Here is a 16,197-nt window from a genome sequence, read left to right on the forward strand (position 1 = left end):
CGCGCTCACCGCGCAGCGTTACTCGCCCTTACCGTCTGGGGTATGAGCCGAGCGACTCCATACCCGACCCGGCAAATCCACTAACCAGCGACCAGCACGCGCCAATTGCTGACTGAGCAAGGCCCAATTTTCCCGTCGTTTGCGCTCCTGCAAGCAGCGCAAGAAACGCACCCGGTCGGCTTCATCCTGCCGTTTGAGGATGGCAGCCCACAACGCATCATCGACGTTATAAACGCGGCCCTCGGCCAGACAAACCGGAATAACCGCTTCCAAAACAACAGCCAAATCAGCCGCCACCGCTTCCACCGCTGCTCGGATGTTGGCGGCCTTAGGGCCATTGGGGTTGCGCAGATCGTAGGGCGGCTGCCATTCACGGGATGGCCGCAGTTGATCGATATGGGTCACAACGACCAGCACAGGCGGTGGCCGACGGTCGGAGCGGGCCGTATACCAGGCACGCACGCGATCCAGCAACTGGCGATCTTGCTGCCGATCCGGGCGATGGGCCGGACAGGCGTATAAAATCAGATCTGCCGTCAGCGCGGCCCGTTGCAGGGCCTGCTCATCGAACAAAGGCGTATCGGAGCCGGGCGCGTCAAAAATCAGCGCTGCATCCAAACCGTCGTGGCTGAGGCGGTAGGGCGTCAGGCTGGCGGTGGTATCCGGCAGAATATCCGTTGCTGCCACCACCTCATCGAACAAGGCGTTGATTAAGCTTGACTTGCCCGCGCTGGCCCGGCCCAGCACCAGAATCCGTAGCGGTTCAGTCGTTGGGGTGGTTGCGGCTTGCGCCAAATCCGCCTGGGAAACGACTGCCGGTGTGGCGTCGTTCAGCAGCAGTCGGCCACTGTAAAGCGCGATGGCGTAATAGCCGACTTTGCGGACATATTCCCGCAGTAGCCAGCGATGCAGCTCGGTCCAGGCGACCCCATAACTCTGGTCGCGCATCTTGCCCCATAGCTCGCTCAACAGGGCGTTAGCAGGGCTGATCACGAACCGCCCGGCGCGGTACACATTCAACCAGCGTTCAGCCGATTCCTTCCAGCGCTGCACCCGAAACACATCGCCCACCGTCAATTGATGGCTAAACGGAATATTGCGGACGACGGAATCGCGCAGGTCGTGGCTGGCTCGTTCAATGATCAACAGCATATGGGGGACGGTCAGCTCCAGCAGTGGCCGCTCCGCTTTGGGGTGATAGGAACGGGCAACCGCCTCTAACACCCGCTGGCCCAACAGCCAGATCCGATCCCCGTCATCCAGCGGATGGTCTTTGGGATCGACGGACTCGGCTACCTGCTCGACTGCGGCCCAGGCCCCGTCAGCTTGGGGCGGCCAGTAAGGATCAGGCGTGGTTGTAGCCGCATCCAGCAAACGCCGATCCCGCCGACTCAGCAAAGATTGCAAGCCGTACCCAATGGCGCTGCTCACCACCAGGGTTGCCAACCACCATGGCATCAACTTCGATTGCCACAGCCAAAAAGCCCCAAGCGGCAGCAGGGCGGCGACTGGGATTAGCCACAGTAGAAGCGCCGCTAAGCGCAGCGGGTCAAAACGGCGCAGTAGATGCTTCATGTAGGGGGAGATGTTTCCGATTTTGCTTGCAGCAGGCTGGCACCCACCACGAAGGCATCTGCATAGATCTTGCGTAAGCCCTGGGGATCGACGGCGCGACCTTCGCGCCGAACCGCGAAATAATGGGTGGCCGCTTTACCGAGGGCGAAGGTCGTGGCGCCGCTCGCGGTCGCGCCCCACACAGCGCCGATAGTCTGGCCCCAACCGGGGATCAGCTTGATAACTTCTCGGCCCAGCAGACGTGCTACGTAAGCCGTCCCGATACCCGCTCCCAACAAGCCGAGAAATTCGGAGACGGCGCGGCGATCCCAGCTTTGATCGTACAGCCCCGCAAGCGCGTGCAGCAATTTAGCCTGGACCGCCGGCACTCCCACCAGATCGACCAGCGGCAAAGCACCCACTCCAGCCGCCGCCAAAGCGTGACCGACAATATGCGGATGCGCGGTGCGGGCGTAGGCGTCTCGCACCCCAGCATCACCGTGCAACAGGGCCTGCAAGCGCAGGCTGGACACCTCGCCGATGGCTGTCCACAGCGCATCCAGGCCGTAATTGGCCGGCTCCCAGCCATCTTCGGGCTGGGTCAGATCAACTGGCACCCAGCGGACCGGTGAAGAACCCGGCAATTCGCCCAAGCGTCGGCGCTGGTCCGCCAATGCACGGGCCAAATCGCTGGGCACTTGGGGTGGCAGCGGTGAATCAGCGTAGGGATAAGGCAGAATATGGTCGCCACCGGGCGGGTAGAGTTCGTGCAAACCGGTTTGTGCGATCAGCACAGGCCACTCAGGATGGCGGCGCCGAACACTGCGTAACACTTCGAAGATTTGATCTTGACGGATATCGGCCGCCTTCATCACCCCCAAAAGCAAATGCGCCTGCCCTTCGCAATAATGGATATCCTCGGCAGGATCGTAGGCCACTTCGCCCAAGCCGCGCGTGTCGAGAAACCGCACCACGGGCGCTTCGGTCGGAAAATCGTAAAAGCGCGCGGTTCGGGTGCAGGATTGGAACCCGTTGCCGATCTCGGCGATCTCACTGCCGGTCAACGCACGGATGATCGAGGTTTTACCGGCCTGGGTCTTGCCGATCAGCCAAATCACCGGCAGCGGCTGCCGGGTGCGCGCCTCGCCCAGTACTGCGTCCAACTGGTCAGGATCAATGTGCGGATTGAGCAACGCCTCCCGCAGCCGGCGCCAACTATCGATTTTATCCATGGGGCTTAACGCTATCGCTCGGAGACTGCGGCAGAAATCGCGCATGTTCCCGTTGGGTGGGTGATACGCGACAGTGAGGGGATATCGCTATTCTCAACCCATTCTATCGCCAAAAAAACCACAAAAAAATCGCCCCCTGTTGATTTGGGGGCGATTCTCGGCTAAGACAGGCGCCCTAGCGTCCGGGCAGCGCGGCGCTGTCAACGCCAATCTTCGGTTTCATAACGCTCGCGACGAGGCGGCGGCGGAGCAAAGCGATCCGTGTCTTCATCCCAAAAGCGGTTGCGCGGCGGCCGAGGGGTCACGCTGTCACAGTCAATGACTCGCTCGCGGCATAGGGTGTCGCGCCAGGCATACTTCAAGAAAAATCGAGCGAACGGCTGCCGCTCTGACTCAAATTCAACCCGCCGGGATGGCGACCACTCGCTTTCACCATAGCCGGTGCCCGGCTCCGCGCGGCGCGAACGGGATTGAGGAGCCGCCGCAGCGTCGGCGGCTGGAGGCACCCGCATCCCGCGTTGGTTGTTAAAACCAGGACCGCCCTGATCCCACGCCGACCGCACTTCGCGGAATGCCGCTACCGCGATCACACCCATCGCTGAATAGTCACCCCAGGCGCCCGAATAAGAATTTCCCGCGTCGGTAAAATAGAAGCGGTTGATCCGGTTTCTGCCGGTGCGCCAGCCTTCATAGGTTTCTTGCTGATAAGGTCCGAGTACGTACATCCGCTCCTCTGGCGCAAGCTCGGAACGACCACCGGAAATGATGTTGCGACCATCCACCGCAACCACCACTCCAATGCGCTGGTCGGTACGATTGCGGATTTTGAGCGAATAAGTCTGGCCGCGGGTCGCTTCCAGATAGGCTTTATAAACGCCGGGCCGATCCTCTCGCCGTAACGGATACTCGGATAAGGCCCGGCCACGATCACCGACCACCTCCACTTCCACATCCGCAGCGCCCGGTCGTTGCGACCAGCCCGTCACCGGACCGAGGACGGCCAACAGTGCCGCCAAACCCATTTGCCATCTTTTCATCGCACTTTCTCTCGATCAGTTGTGTTAACTCGATTATGCAGCCGCGTGATTGCCATCGGCCCCGCACCTTGCATATGCCGGTTTCAGCCTATTGCCCACCGGCTGAATCCATACTGAACACCTTTAGCCAAACAGAGGATTCAGAAGCTCAGCCGGCCCTCTGAGCGCCACCACCAGTTCAGTCCTGATTCATTCTCCGGCCGCTAGGCTGTAAGCTAATAGCAACTCAACCGTTTGATCTGGAAGCCCGCCCATGTCCGACTGCTTTCGGCGATTACGCCATGTAGCGCCTCTCGCGCTTGCAGCTTTGCTGGCGATCAGTGGCGCGCAAGCGCAAGATGGCCAGCGCACTCGCGGCGGCGAGGCGGGAAATTCCCGCCAGCTTGCCGATCCAGACCGCGCCGCCAATGCCGCACGCGAAGCGACCGGTGGGCGGGTGTTGGGTGTACAAGGGGCTGATCGTGACGGCCAACCCGGTTACCGGGTCCGTATCTTGCAGCCTGATGGCCGAGTGCGCAGCCTGCATTACGATTCCGGCAGTGGGAAAATGCAGGATTGAACGCCATGCCTCTGACTTGGACTCTTTTACCATGCGTGTCCTGATTATCGAAGACGAAGCCCCTCTGCTCCAGCGCGTCGCGGCCCAGCTACGCGATCAGGGTTACGCGGTCGATACCGCCGCCGATGGCCGCAACGGCCTTTATCTCGGCCAGGAATACCCGCTGGATGCGGCGGTTGTCGATCTCGGCTTGCCCGATTTATCGGGGATCGAGGTCATTCGCCGTTGGCGGGCGGGTGGGCGACGCTTCCCGGTTTTGATCCTGACCGCGCGCGGGCGCTGGCAGGATAAGGTGGAAGGACTGGAAGCGGGCGCTGACGATTATTTAGTCAAGCCGTTTTACATTGAAGAACTGCTGGCTCGGCTGCGCGCACTGATCCGCCGTACCGGCGGCTGGACTCAGGCCGTCCTCAACTGCGGCCCCATTGCCTTAAATACCGGTGCCCAGCAAGTCACCTTGAACAGCGAGCCAGTGGAATTGACCGCCTATGAATATAAGCTTTTGGAGTATCTAATCTTACATGCCGGTACCGTGATCTCTAAAAGCGAGCTGACCGAGCATCTTTACCAAGAAGATGAGGACCGCGATAGCAATGTCCTGGAAGTGCTGGTTGGCCGGTTGCGGCGCAAACTGGACCCGGAACGCACGCTAAATCCCATTGAGACCTTGCGGGGCCGGGGCTACCGGTTCCGCCTGGAACGCTCCGCCGGCTGAGCCTCAATGCGCTCTCTTAGGGGTCGGCTGCTCGTCGCAGCGAGCGTGGTGCTGGTCGCTTTTCTCGGTTTGACCGGTCTGACCCTGGATAGTGCGTTCCGTGATAGCGCCCTGACCGCCGTTCAAAGCCGCTTGCAAGCACAGGTCTATATGCTGCTGGGGGCGGCTAATCTGGATGCCTTTAATCGTTTGACCCTGCCCCAAGCGTTGCCTGAAGCGCGCTTCTCCATGCCGGATTCCGGCCTTTATGCCGACGTGATGGACAGTGAGGGCAATCTAATCTGGCGTTCACCGTCGCTGCTTGGTATGGCGCTGCCGTTTTTCCCGGCAGTTCGCAACGCGGGCGAAACTCAGTCCGCCGCATTGCCCACCTCCGATGGTACGCCACTCTTTGTCAGGGCATTTACGGTCAACTGGGAAAGCAGTCCCAATGAATACCACTTGTATACCTTTCGGGTGGCCGAAACCCAAAAAGCGTTCCTCGATCAACTCTGGATGTTTCGCCAGGGCTTGTGGGGCTGGCTGGTGGCGGCGACCTGCGTCCTGTTAGCGGTTCAAGGATTAATCCTGCGCTGGAGCCTGAAACCCTTGCGGCGAGCCGCCACCGAGATCAAGGAGATCGAAACTGGCAAGCGGGGGGAAATGGGGAGCGGTTATCCAGAAGAGCTGCTGCCGCTGACCGACAACTTGAATGCGCTGCTCCGCGAAGGACGCACGCACATTGAGCGTTATCGCAATGCCTTGGCCGATTTAGCCCACAGCCTGAAAACTCCCTTGGCAGTGCTGCGCAGTACGCTGGAAAATAACGCCTCTCCCGACGAAATCCGCCAAACCCTGGTCGATCAACTGGAGCGGATGAATCGCACCGTGGATTATCAATTACAACGCGCGGCCGCTGCGGGCCAGATCACTCTGACGGCTCCGTTGCCGGTCACTCCCATCGCACGCAAGATCCAAGACTCCTTAGCCAAGGTCTATGCCAATCGCGCCCTGCACCTGCGCAGCGAAGTGGCGCCTGGCACGGTGTTTTACGGCGATGAGGGCGATTTGCTGGAAATACTCGGCAATCTGGCGGATAACGCCTGCAAGTGGTGTCGGCGACAAGTGGTGATGCGCGCCTATTCAGCCAACCGCGATGGGCGAACGGAATTGATATTAGAGGTGGAAGATGACGGCCCCGGCATTCCTCCAGAGCAAGCCCCACAATTGCTTGGACGCGGCCAGCGCGCCGATCCCACGGTAGCTGGCCACGGTATTGGACTGGCGGTGGTGCGCGATCTGGTCGAAGAAGTTTATTACGGGCGGCTCGCTATCGAACGCGGCACGCTGGGTGGCGCTCTGGTGAAGGCTCGCCTGCGCTTCCAAGCCAGCAGCAGCGCGTGAGCCGATACCAACACGATTGACCGCCTTGGCGAGCTTGGCCTAACAGCGACCCAACCGCAAACTTAATGACAGATTCCATGTTCACCATCGCCACCTTTAACCTCTGCAATCTGACGGCAAACGCCTCGCCCAGCCGTTTCGAGCGATTCGGCGCCATCATCACGAACGAACTCGGCGGACCTGCGGTTTTGGCGGTGCAAGAAATTGCGACAGAAGGCGTGACACCCAGCAGAACGCCAGTACCAGCCGACCCCACTTATCGCGCGCTGATCGCCGCCATCGCGGCGGCGGGCGGGCCAAACTACCTGTACCGGGAAATTCCGCCACTGGCAGGCCAGGAAGGTGGCATGGTCGGTGCCAACATCCGGGTCGGTTTATTGTTCGATCCGATCCGCGCGCACCTGATCGACCGGGGCGACTCCGGCCCGGAAGATAGTACCGGTATCCGGTTAAGCGCCGGCTCTCCAAGCTTGATCCTCAATCCCGGCCGCATCGCACCCACTCACCCGGCCTTTGCGGGGGATAGTCACCGCCATTGGGTACCCAGCCGTAAGGTGCTGGTGGCGGAATTTACAGTGGCTGGGCGTGCTTTGTTCGTCATCGTTTGCCATCTCAAATCAATGCGCTCGCTGAGTCGCCGCGAGGAGGATTACACGAAGAAGCAACGCCACGCGCAAGCGGAGATCATTCACCAATTCGCTACCGATTTACTGGCTTGCGATCCTGGGGCCGCTATCGCTTTATTGGGTGATTTTAACGATGTACCAGGCTCTAAGACGCTCAAGTTGCTTAAAGGCGAACGCTTGCACAATCTACTTGACGACCAACCGCGCGGGCAATGCTATACTCGCAGGCACGGCAACCAGCCACAGGCGCTGGATCATATTCTGATCAGTGACGCGCTCAGACATGGGGCGACGGCGTACATCCCGCACATCAACAGCAACCTGCGCCCTGGCCAACGGGAAGCGGCCAGCGATCACGATCCAGTGCTGGCGGTGCTACCGGCCCTTGCGCCACACAACCAAGAGCTTAAAACCCCCGTCTCCTTTGCGAGAGCGTCAGGGTGATGTGGCGGCGCGCGTTAAATCCGCACCGCCAACACATCACAGGGTGCGCCGTGCAGTACCGCATTAGCGGTCGAACCTAGCAACAACGCCAAGCCGTGACGCCCATGGCTACCCACGACGATCAAATCGGCCCCATGCTCCTTGGCGGCACCGAGAATTCCTTCCTTGGTCGATGGCGCGTTGACCACCCACAAATCAGCGCGATCCGTTAAATCCAGCTTGTGAGCCAGTTCGCCAAGTGCGGCTCGTGATTCGCTCAACAAGACTGCATCCGGTAATTCGGGTAGTACGGGCAAGAGTTCATAGCCACCACCCAGACTGATGTTCATATCTTCGACGACATGGATCATGCTCAGCCGGGCACCATCCAGTTTTGCCAAGTTTTTGGCACGCTCGCCAACCTTTAAGGCGTCTGGCGAAAAATCGGCCGCGAAAAGTATATGTCGATAGCTCATGTCGTACCTCCAGAGCAGCCGCAAAATCCAAATCATTAGGACGCAGAGTTTAAAAGAAACCGCAACGGAATACCCACACGCGCCCGCCAAGCCCGCTCCGAATGCTCTGCCCCGGCAAACTTTTGGGTTAGCCAGTCTCGACCCCTTTGATAACCGGCTGCCTGGAGCCAACCGTCCATCCGACACTGATACGGCTCGTAGGCGGCATCCAGCGTCTCGGTGCCAAAATCAAAATACAGCCGGTGCTGGCCTGCTTGCGGTAAGCGCTGACCCAGAAAATCCACCAGGGCCTCTTCTCCAGCGGGCCAATGAGTGGACAGACACCCAGCGCCTCCGAAAACAGTGGGATATTCGATCAGCGCGAAGAGGGAAATCAAGCCGCCCATGCTCGATCCCATGATGAAGGTATTCTGCCGATCCGCTAAGCTCGGATAGGTCGCGTCGATAACGGGCTTGAGTTCGGTGACGATGAATTTTAGATAAGCATCCGAGAGCGGTTCTCCGCCCGCTTGCTCGCTAAACGGCGCCAACCACGGCGGTGGTTGGTTGGTACGCGGTGGGCTGGGCATATATTCCCGCCAGCGCAGCGGTGTGTTCCAAATCCCCACCACCATCGCGCCCAGCCCCTCGCTTTCCTGCCGCAAACGAGTCATGGCCTCACCGATACCCCAATCGACACCGATAAATGCAGAGGCCGGATCGAACAGGTTTTGCCCATCGTGCATGTAGATGACCGGATAGCGTGTGGTGGCCGCTTCATGGAACGGTGGACACCAGACATCAACCCGGCGGGGCATCACATAGCTGGATTCAACATCGTGCCGATGGAGCATCGCTCACACGCTAGCCTTTAGTAAGCTGGTATTCGCTTCCAGCGCCCGCAAGCTTTCTAAACGGCGCTGCGACAACTCCTGGCGGCTGGCTTCGGCGTCAATCGCCTGTAAGGTCGTTTCGACATAGGACAAATGGACATGCGCCGCTTGTCGCGCCGCCGCAGGATCGCGTGTCAGCACCGCTTGCAAAATCGCCTGATGCTGGGCGTGAATCACCTCGTAGCTGCCCTCGCGGGTGTAGAGCCGTTCCAACGAGCGGCAAATATTGCTCAACAGCAAGTCGAACAGACCGCGCATGACGTGGATCAGCGCCACGTTGTGCGAGGCATCGGCGATGGCGAGATGGAAACTGGCGTCGGCCACCGCATCGTGTTGCGGTTCGCGTGAGCCGTGCTGAATATCTTCAAGAGCCGCGAACCGGCAGCGCAGGATTTCCCGGTCGGCGTCGGTGGCGCGTACTGCGGCGAAATAGGCCGCCACCTCCTCCAACGCATGGCGCAGTTCCAACACATCGAACATCGCCTTGGGATTATTTTTCAAGAGTTCAATCAACGGATTAGTCAAGGCCGGGGCGATGACATCGACCACATAATTGCCGCCACCCCGTCGGCTTTGCAGCAAACCGCGTGATTTTAAGGTGGTGATGGCCTCGCGCAACGATGGGCGGGAGACGTTCAACTGCTGCGCCAAATCCCGTTCCGCTGCCAGCCGTTCACCCGGTTTTAGCACGCCATCCAGGATCAGGTGTTCGATCTGGCTGACGATGGCATCCGATACTTTCGGCGGATTAATCGCTTCGTAGTGCATGTTCTTACCCAAGCTCAAGGAGTCCTATACGACGGTTATATTGTGCTATGCAGCATTCATTATAAAGCCCCTCGCGGCCCGTGGCAGGTGATATTCAGCACAGACTAGCAAATTTTTGGTCAGACCACATGACCAAATGCTTGCAATCCCGCCATCAAGCTGCTATAAAATTGGTCAGACCGTCTGACCAAGAATAAAATCCTCTGGTAGCGGATGGTCGCAACTACAATAAATACAAGAAGAAACCGTTCCTTCGCACCGCCGGATGGCGCGGCGGGAACGACAAGACCACGAAAGTTGGAGAAGAACGTACGATGCCCACTCGTCCTGAGAAGGTGTATTTTTTTGGCACCTGTCTAATCGATCTGTGTTTTCCCCAGGCTGGAATGGCGGGAATGGAACTGCTCCAGCGCGAAGGCATTCAGGTCGTCTACCCTCAAAAGCAATCCTGTTGCGGTCAGCCTGCCTACAACTCCGGCTTCCCGGACGAAGCCCGCACCGTCGCCCGCCAGCAGATCAAAGCCTTTGCCAAGGATTACCCGATCATCATTCCGTCCGGTTCCTGTGGCGGGATGCTGCGCCACCACTATCCCAAACTGTTCGCCGACCAACCCGAAGCCGCCGAGGCGCAACGCTTCGCCAGCCGGGTGTTTGAATTGAACGAATTTCTGGTCACGGTGCTCGATCTGAAATTGGAAGATCGCGGTCAGCCGATCAAAGTCACCTGGCATTCCTCCTGTAGCGCCTTGCGCGAGATGAAGGTGATCGACCATGCCAAATCCTTGCTGCGTCAGTTGAAGAATGTCGAGTTGATCGAACTGCAACGGGAGCGCGAATGCTGCGGTTTCGGCGGTTCCTTTTCGGTCAAGCAGGCCGATATTTCCTCGGCGATGGTCGTTGACAAGGTAGCGGACATCGAACAAACCGGCGCGGCGGTGGTGCTGTCCGGCGATTACGGTTGCCTGATGCACATCGGCGGCGCGTTGAAACACCGCAACAGCCCGATTCCCGCCAAGCACGTCGCCGAATTCCTGCTGGAGCGCACCCAATGACTGAAACCGTGGTCGATTTCCCCAAGAATTTCAAAAAGGCGCTGGGCGACGGCCAACTGCGCCACAATCTGCGGGCCGCGATGGACACGCTAGGAATGCGTCGCCGCACGCTGTTTTCCGATCTGGATGTGTTCGAGAAACTGCGGGAACGTGGCGATGCGATCCGTCAGCGCGCCTTGCGCCAGTTGCCGGAGTTGTTGGAACGGCTGGAACAGAAATGCACCGAAAACGGGATGCAGGTGCATTGGGCCGAAACCCCGGCCGAAGCCAACGCCATTTGTCTGGAAATCATCCAGAAGCATAACGCCACCCGCGTCATCAAGGGCAAGTCGATGGTGTCGGAGGAAATGCACCTCAACCATTTTCTGGATGAACGCGGCATTGAGGCGCTGGAAACCGATCTCGGCGAGTACATCATCCAACTGGATCACGAAACGCCCTCGCATATCATCGTCCCGGCCATCCACAAGAACCGCGATCAAATCGCCCAACTGTTTCACGACAAAATCCCCAACACGCCCTACACCGAAGTGGTCGAGGAACTGAACGCCATCGCCCGGCAGGTATTGCGCGAGAAGTTTTTCGCCGGAGAAGTCGGAGTCAGCGGGGTCAATTTCGCGGTGGCGGAAACCGGTACGCTGTGTCTGGTGGAAAACGAGGGCAACGGCCGCATGTGCACCACCGCGCCGCCGGTGCATATCGCCATCATGGGCATCGAAAAGGTGCTGGAACGGTTGGAGGATGTGCCGCCCTTGCTGCGGCTGCTGACCGGCTCGGCCACCGGCCAGTTGATTACCACCTATTTCAATATGATCAGCTCGCCGCGCAAACCGGGCGAGAAGGACGGCCCGAAGGAAGTGCATCTGGTGCTGCTCGACAACGGCCGCTCCAAAATTTGGGCCGATCCTGAGTTGCGGCACACTTTGAAGTGCATCCGCTGCGGCACTTGCCTGAACCATTGTCCGGTCTATACCCGGCTCGGCGGCCACGCTTACGGCTACGTTTATCCCGGCCCGATTGGCTCGATTCTGACCCCGCAAATCGAAGGCTTGAAAAACGCCGGGGCGATGGCGACGGCTTCGACCTTCTGCGGGGCGTGCGAGGAAGTCTGTCCGGTCAAGATTCCGATCACCGACATCCTGCGGCGCTTGCGCACCGAATCTTACGACCAGGACGAAACCCCGAACTCGGTCAAGGATCACGGCCACAAGCTCAACGCAACCGAAAGCCTGACCTGGAAAGGCTGGGCCTTCAGCAATGCCACGCCCTGGTTCAATGCCCTGAACGCCAAGCTGTTGGGTCTGGCGGGGCCGCTATTGCCCAAATTGCCCGCCGTCGGCATCGTGAAAAAATGGAGCCAATCCCGCGCCCTGCCGACCTTCGCCGCCAAAAGCCTGCACGTACTGGCCAAAGAAAAGGGAATCCGCGATGAGTGAAGCCCGCGCCAATATCCTGAATCGTTTACGACATTCAGCCCGCCCGCAACCGACTATCACGGAACCGGAAGCAGCGCCCGCCCCCCCACTCAGCCAGGCTGACAAGGTGGCGCAACTGAAGCAGCGGATGGAAGCGATGCACGCCGAGGTCATCATCACCAACAGCGGTGACTGGACGACTGCGCTCAAGGCGGTGTTGCGTCAGCGCTCGCTGAACGGCTTGCTCTACGCGCCCCACTCGCCCATTGGCGTCATGCTGTCGGAAGGCTGGGACAGTGACTTGCCGCCGCTGGTCGCTTACGAGCAAAGCGTGGAGGACTGCAAGGAACGGCTGTTTACCATCGACGCCGGAATTACCTCCACTCAAGGCGGTCTGGCCGATGTCGGCGCGTTGATCCTGTGGCCGACCCCGGACGAACCCCGCCTGATGTCGCTGGCTCCGGCGGTGCATATTGCGGTGCTGGAGGCCTCCAAGATTCACGACTCCCTGGCGTCCGCCATGCGGACAGAACGCTGGGCCGAGAGAATGCCGACTAATGCCCTGCTGATCTCCGGCCCGTCCAAAACCGCCGATATTGAATTGGTGCTGACCTTTGGCGTGCACGGCCCGAAGGAATTGATTGTATTGGTTCTTAATGATTGATATGGAAATTTTGTTATATGGAACAATATTTCTGGTTAATTTGTGGACTGTGGTGTGGTGTCGGCGGCGGATTTTTTATGTGGCTCCGTCTTCGTAAGCACGTAAGGCTCGGCATTTTTTCCGAAGAAGACGCGAAGCATTTTTCCAAGAGAATGGTTTTATGGATTCTTATACCATCGCTAATTCTCTGGGTTCTACAACTCTCGATTGACTCTAAGGCCACTCCTCAATTCTTGAATTGGCCATCACCTCAGAAGCAAATAGCTGTTGGGTTGCAAATATTCATACACCTAGCCCTGATCTATTGGGTATTCCTCAAAAACGGCGCTAATACACTCTCTATGTATTTTGGATCTGCACATAAAACGCTCCGATTTGTCTACAGCCCAATAGCTATGAAGTTGATAACGATAGCTATTGTTATGTCAGGTTTTACAGCTCTATTGAGCACAAATAACAAATTCCAATAAAAACGACACGCCGCACTGAAGGCGCACACACCACCAAAAGAGGCTGAACCCCCATGTCCGCAACGGCTTACGAGCAGCTTCACCGTGACCTACAAGCGTTTATTCCCGCGTCACGTCTGATTAGCGACCCGCTGCGCACCCTCGCCTACGGCACCGACGGCAGCCTGTACCGGCTGATTCCCAAGCTGGTGGTGAAGGTGGACAGCGAGGAGGAAATGCGGCGGATTCTGACGCTAGCTCACCAGCACGCAACGCCGGTCACGTTTCGCGCCGCCGGAACCAGCCTATCCGGCCAAGCCGTCACCGACTCCGTGTTGCTGCAACTGGGCGACGGCTGGCGCGGCTGGAAAATTGGCCCCAACGCCGCCACCATCAGCCTGCAACCGGGCCTGATTGGCGGTCACGCCAACCGTTATCTCGCCCCCTACCAGCGCAAGATCGGCCCCGACCCTGCCTCGATCAATACTTGTCAAATCGGTGGCATCGCCGCCAACAACGCCAGCGGCATGTGCTGCGGCACTGCCCAAAACAGCTATCAGACGCTGAACAGTATGCGGGTGATGCTGGCCGATGGCGCGGTGCTGGACACCGGCGACCCCGCCAGTCGCGCTGCGTTCCGCGCCAGTCACGGCGCGTTGCTGGATCGGCTCGACGAACTGGGACAACGCACCCGCACCGATGCGGCATTGGCCGAACGCATCCGCCGCAAGTTCAAGATTAAGAACACCTGCGGCTATAGCCTCAACGCGCTGGTCGATTTCGAAGACCCGTTTGATATTCTCCAGCATCTGATGATTGGCTCGGAAGGCACGCTGGGTTTCATCGCCGAAATCACCTATCACACGGTCGAGGAGCACAGCCACAAAGCCACCGCGCTGATGATTTTCCCCGACATCCAAATCGCCTGCGAAGCGGTCGCCACCCTGAAAAGCCAGCCGGTGGCGGCGGTGGAACTGATGGATCGCGCCTCGATCCGCTCGGTGGAAAACAAGGCCGGAATGCCGGATTACTTCAAGACCTTGCCGGAAACCGCCGCCGCGCTGCTGGTGGAAACACGGGCGATGGACGCCGCAAATCTGTCCGCACAGGTCGAAGTCATCAGCGCCGCGCTGACTGCCACCCCGACCCTGCTGCCGTTCCAGTTCACCGACCGGCCCGAAGAATTCACCCAACTGTGGGCGATCCGGCAAGGCTTGTTCCCGTCGGTCGGCTCGGCGCGGGCGACCGGCACCACCGTCATCATCGAGGATGTCGCGGTGCCAGTGCCGCAACTGGCGGCGATGACCCTGGACTTGCAACGGCTGTTCGACAAGCACGGCTATACCGGCTCGATCATTTTCGGCCACGCGCTGGAAGGCAACCTGCATTTCGTCATCACCCCGAATTTCGCCAACCCGGCGGAAACTGAACGCTACAAAAAGTTCATGGACGATGTGTGCAAGATGATCGTCGAGCAATACGACGGCTCGCTAAAGGCAGAACACGGCACCGGCCGCAATATCGCGCCGTTCGTCGAGCTGGAATGGGGCCAACAGGCGTATCAACTGATGCGCGACATCAAGGCGCTGTTCGACCCGCAAAATCTGCTCAATCCCGGCGTGATTTTGAACGACGACCCGGAAGCGCATCTGAAAAATATCAAGCCGATGGCGGCGGTCGATCCGCTGGTGGACAAGTGCATCGAATGCGGTTTCTGTGAACCGAATTGCCCGTCCCGCGCCCTCACCCTGTCGCCGCGCCAGCGCATTGTCGGCTTGCGCGAGATGGCGCGGTTGCGGGCGTCGGGCGAGGACGCCAGCCGCTTGCAGGCCCTCAGCGATTCCTATCAATATCAAGGCATTGACACCTGCGCCGCCGACAGCTTGTGTTCGCTGACCTGTCCGGTCGGCATCAACACCGGCACGATGATGTTGCAGCTTCGCGCCCGCAACCGTGGCGCGTTGGGGCGCTGGGTGGGCGACCGGCTGGGCGGACAATTCAGCGCCGTGACCGCCGCCACCCGCTTCGGCCTGGCGGCGGCGAATCTCTCGCACCGGCTGCTTGGCAGCGGTGCGCAACGCGCGATCACCGGCGCGGTTCGCAAGCTGTCGGGCGATCGGCTGCCGCTGTGGAATCGCTATATGCCGACGGCGGGCGCTCTGCCAGAACCGGACACCTCGACCACGCCCGGCCGGCCGCGGGTGGTCTATTTCGCCAGTTGCGCCAGCCGCAGCATGGGACCCGCCCAAGGCGATCCCGAAACCGACGCCTTGCCGGTCAAAACCGCCGCGCTGCTGCGCAAAGCCGGATTTGAGGTGATTTTCCCGGACGACCGCAGCGCGCTGTGCTGCGGCCAACCCTTTGCCAGCAAAGGCTTACCGGAACAAGCCGACGCCAAACAGCGCGAAGTTGAACAGGCGTTGCTCAAAGCCAGCCGGAACGGTGCAGACCCCATCGTCATCGACACCAGCCCGTGTTCGCTGCGGCTGAAACGGAATCAGCAAGCGCTCGGCCTCAAGGTCTACGACATCACCGAATTCCTGCATGACGCGATGCTGGCGCGGCTGACAGTGCGCAAGCTGCCGGAAACCATCGCCCTGCATCCGACCTGTAGCACCACCCACATGGGCTTACAAACCAAGCTCAAGGCCATCGCCGAAGCCTGCGCCGAACGGGTCATCATCCCCGACCGGGTGTCCTGCTGCGGTTGGGCCGGCGATAAAGGTTTCACCCTCCCGGAACTGAACGCCAGCGCCTTGCGGGATTTGAAAGCGGCGCTGCCGGAAGCGTGCCAGTCCGGCTACTCCACCAGTCGCACCTGCGAAATCGGCCTGTCGCTGCACAGTGGCCGTTATTACCGCTCCATCGTCTATCTGGTAGATCGCTGCTCGCAGCCCAACACCAGCTAATTCACCTGTAATTTCAAAAATTTAAGGATGCCCGTCTGGGTGGGTAGAGGGTTGCTTGCGCCC

General features: G+C 59.5%; 14 protein-coding genes. 8 read left to right on the forward strand and 6 right to left on the reverse strand.

Annotated features, from left to right (window positions below):
- Positions 1-18: 18 nt before the first annotated feature.
- The 3 genes from BN873_RS16200 to BN873_RS16210 all read right to left on the reverse strand — a co-directional run bounded on the left by BN873_RS16200 (position 19) and on the right by BN873_RS16210 (position 3,823).
- Complete coding sequence (locus BN873_RS16200) at positions 19-1,575, reverse strand: GTPase family protein (RefSeq protein ID WP_048676125.1); 1,557 nt, start codon at positions 1,573-1,575, stop codon at positions 19-21.
- Positions 1,572-2,786: a YcjF family protein gene (locus tag BN873_RS16205; RefSeq protein ID WP_048676128.1), complete on the reverse strand. Its 1,215-nt coding sequence runs from the start codon at positions 2,784-2,786 to the stop codon at positions 1,572-1,574. The genes BN873_RS16200 and BN873_RS16205 overlap by 4 nt, the downstream gene beginning before the upstream one ends.
- Before the next feature lie 200 nt (positions 2,787-2,986).
- Complete coding sequence (locus BN873_RS16210; RefSeq protein ID WP_071244377.1) at positions 2,987-3,823, reverse strand: hypothetical protein; 837 nt, start codon at positions 3,821-3,823, stop codon at positions 2,987-2,989.
- A 253-nt stretch (positions 3,824-4,076) separates the two neighbouring features.
- Between BN873_RS16210 and BN873_RS16215 the strand changes: the two genes are divergently transcribed.
- The 4 genes from BN873_RS16215 to BN873_RS16230 all read left to right on the forward strand — a co-directional run bounded on the left by BN873_RS16215 (position 4,077) and on the right by BN873_RS16230 (position 7,550).
- The gene (locus tag BN873_RS16215) at positions 4,077-4,382 is read left to right on the forward strand and encodes a PepSY domain-containing protein (RefSeq protein ID WP_048676134.1); all 306 of its coding nucleotides are present in this window, start codon (positions 4,077-4,079) and stop codon (positions 4,380-4,382) included.
- A 31-nt stretch (positions 4,383-4,413) separates the two neighbouring features.
- Positions 4,414-5,097: a response regulator transcription factor gene (locus BN873_RS16220; protein WP_048676137.1), complete on the forward strand. Its 684-nt coding sequence runs from the start codon at positions 4,414-4,416 to the stop codon at positions 5,095-5,097.
- A 6-nt stretch (positions 5,098-5,103) separates the two neighbouring features.
- On the forward strand, positions 5,104-6,480 hold the full coding sequence (locus BN873_RS16225; protein WP_048676140.1) for an ATP-binding protein: 1,377 nt from the start codon (positions 5,104-5,106) through the stop codon (positions 6,478-6,480).
- Positions 6,481-6,557: 77 nt separating this feature from the next.
- Positions 6,558-7,550: an endonuclease/exonuclease/phosphatase family protein gene (locus tag BN873_RS16230; protein WP_139031754.1), complete on the forward strand. Its 993-nt coding sequence runs from the start codon at positions 6,558-6,560 to the stop codon at positions 7,548-7,550.
- A 14-nt stretch (positions 7,551-7,564) separates the two neighbouring features.
- Here the strand turns inward: BN873_RS16230 and BN873_RS16235 are convergent, their stop codons facing one another.
- Genes BN873_RS16235 through BN873_RS16245 form a run of 3 tightly spaced genes read right to left on the reverse strand, consistent with a single transcriptional unit; the run spans position 7,565 to position 9,657 of the window.
- Positions 7,565-8,005 (reverse strand): universal stress protein, encoded by a 441-nt coding sequence (locus BN873_RS16235; protein WP_048676146.1) that lies wholly within the window; start codon positions 8,003-8,005, stop codon positions 7,565-7,567.
- Positions 8,006-8,040: 35 nt separating this feature from the next.
- Positions 8,041-8,838, reverse strand: a complete 798-nt coding sequence (locus tag BN873_RS16240; protein ID WP_048676148.1) for an alpha/beta hydrolase — start codon at positions 8,836-8,838, stop codon at positions 8,041-8,043.
- 3 nt (positions 8,839-8,841) lie between these two features.
- Positions 8,842-9,657 (reverse strand): FCD domain-containing protein, encoded by an 816-nt coding sequence (locus BN873_RS16245; RefSeq protein WP_139031755.1) that lies wholly within the window; start codon positions 9,655-9,657, stop codon positions 8,842-8,844.
- A gap of 302 nt (positions 9,658-9,959) precedes the next feature.
- On the opposite strand from BN873_RS16245, the gene BN873_RS16250 reads away from it, so the two are divergent.
- The 4 genes from BN873_RS16250 to BN873_RS16270 all read left to right on the forward strand — a co-directional run bounded on the left by BN873_RS16250 (position 9,960) and on the right by BN873_RS16270 (position 16,134).
- Positions 9,960-10,697 carry a (Fe-S)-binding protein gene (locus BN873_RS16250; RefSeq protein WP_048676151.1) on the forward strand — a complete coding sequence of 246 codons (738 nt, stop codon included), beginning with the start codon at positions 9,960-9,962 and terminating at the stop codon, positions 10,695-10,697.
- The gene (locus tag BN873_RS16255) at positions 10,694-12,133 is read left to right on the forward strand and encodes a LutB/LldF family L-lactate oxidation iron-sulfur protein (protein ID WP_048676154.1); all 1,440 of its coding nucleotides are present in this window, start codon (positions 10,694-10,696) and stop codon (positions 12,131-12,133) included. Before BN873_RS16250 ends, BN873_RS16255 begins: the two co-directional genes overlap by 4 nt.
- Entirely contained in the window at positions 12,126-12,776 is a 651-nt protein-coding gene (locus BN873_RS16260) for a LutC/YkgG family protein (RefSeq protein WP_048676156.1), read from the forward strand. The genes BN873_RS16255 and BN873_RS16260 overlap by 8 nt, the downstream gene beginning before the upstream one ends.
- A 523-nt stretch (positions 12,777-13,299) precedes the next feature.
- Positions 13,300-16,134, forward strand: a complete 2,835-nt coding sequence (locus BN873_RS16270; RefSeq protein WP_048676164.1) for an FAD-binding and (Fe-S)-binding domain-containing protein — start codon at positions 13,300-13,302, stop codon at positions 16,132-16,134.
- Positions 16,135-16,197: the final 63 nt, after the last annotated feature.

The organism is Candidatus Competibacter denitrificans Run_A_D11 (genome assembly GCF_001051235.1).
Taxonomy (GTDB): domain Bacteria; phylum Pseudomonadota; class Gammaproteobacteria; order Competibacterales; family Competibacteraceae; genus Competibacter_A; species Competibacter_A denitrificans.

What these genes read in the sequence shown, in the direction of transcription:
- BN873_RS16215 (WP_048676134.1), top strand. Translation starts at nt 4,077, where the DNA reads ATGTCCGACTGCTTTCGGCGATTACGCCATGTAGCGCCTCTCGCGCTT.
- BN873_RS16270 (WP_048676164.1), top strand. Translation starts at nt 13,300, where the DNA reads ATGTCCGCAACGGCTTACGAGCAGCTTCACCGTGACCTACAAGCGTTT.
- BN873_RS16210 (WP_071244377.1), bottom strand. Translation starts at nt 3,823, where the DNA reads ATGAAAAGATGGCAAATGGGTTTGGCGGCACTGTTGGCCGTCCTCGGT.
- BN873_RS16250 (WP_048676151.1), top strand. Translation starts at nt 9,960, where the DNA reads ATGCCCACTCGTCCTGAGAAGGTGTATTTTTTTGGCACCTGTCTAATC.
- BN873_RS16200 (WP_048676125.1), bottom strand. Translation starts at nt 1,575, where the DNA reads ATGAAGCATCTACTGCGCCGTTTTGACCCGCTGCGCTTAGCGGCGCTT.
- BN873_RS16225 (WP_048676140.1), top strand. Translation starts at nt 5,104, where the DNA reads ATGCGCTCTCTTAGGGGTCGGCTGCTCGTCGCAGCGAGCGTGGTGCTG.
- BN873_RS16220 (WP_048676137.1), top strand. Translation starts at nt 4,414, where the DNA reads ATGCGTGTCCTGATTATCGAAGACGAAGCCCCTCTGCTCCAGCGCGTC.
- BN873_RS16255 (WP_048676154.1), top strand. Translation starts at nt 10,694, where the DNA reads ATGACTGAAACCGTGGTCGATTTCCCCAAGAATTTCAAAAAGGCGCTG.
- BN873_RS16235 (WP_048676146.1), bottom strand. Translation starts at nt 8,005, where the DNA reads ATGAGCTATCGACATATACTTTTCGCGGCCGATTTTTCGCCAGACGCC.
- BN873_RS16230 (WP_139031754.1), top strand. Translation starts at nt 6,558, where the DNA reads ATGTTCACCATCGCCACCTTTAACCTCTGCAATCTGACGGCAAACGCC.
- BN873_RS16205 (WP_048676128.1), bottom strand. Translation starts at nt 2,786, where the DNA reads ATGGATAAAATCGATAGTTGGCGCCGGCTGCGGGAGGCGTTGCTCAAT.
- BN873_RS16260 (WP_048676156.1), top strand. Translation starts at nt 12,126, where the DNA reads ATGAGTGAAGCCCGCGCCAATATCCTGAATCGTTTACGACATTCAGCC.
- BN873_RS16240 (WP_048676148.1), bottom strand. Translation starts at nt 8,838, where the DNA reads ATGCTCCATCGGCACGATGTTGAATCCAGCTATGTGATGCCCCGCCGG.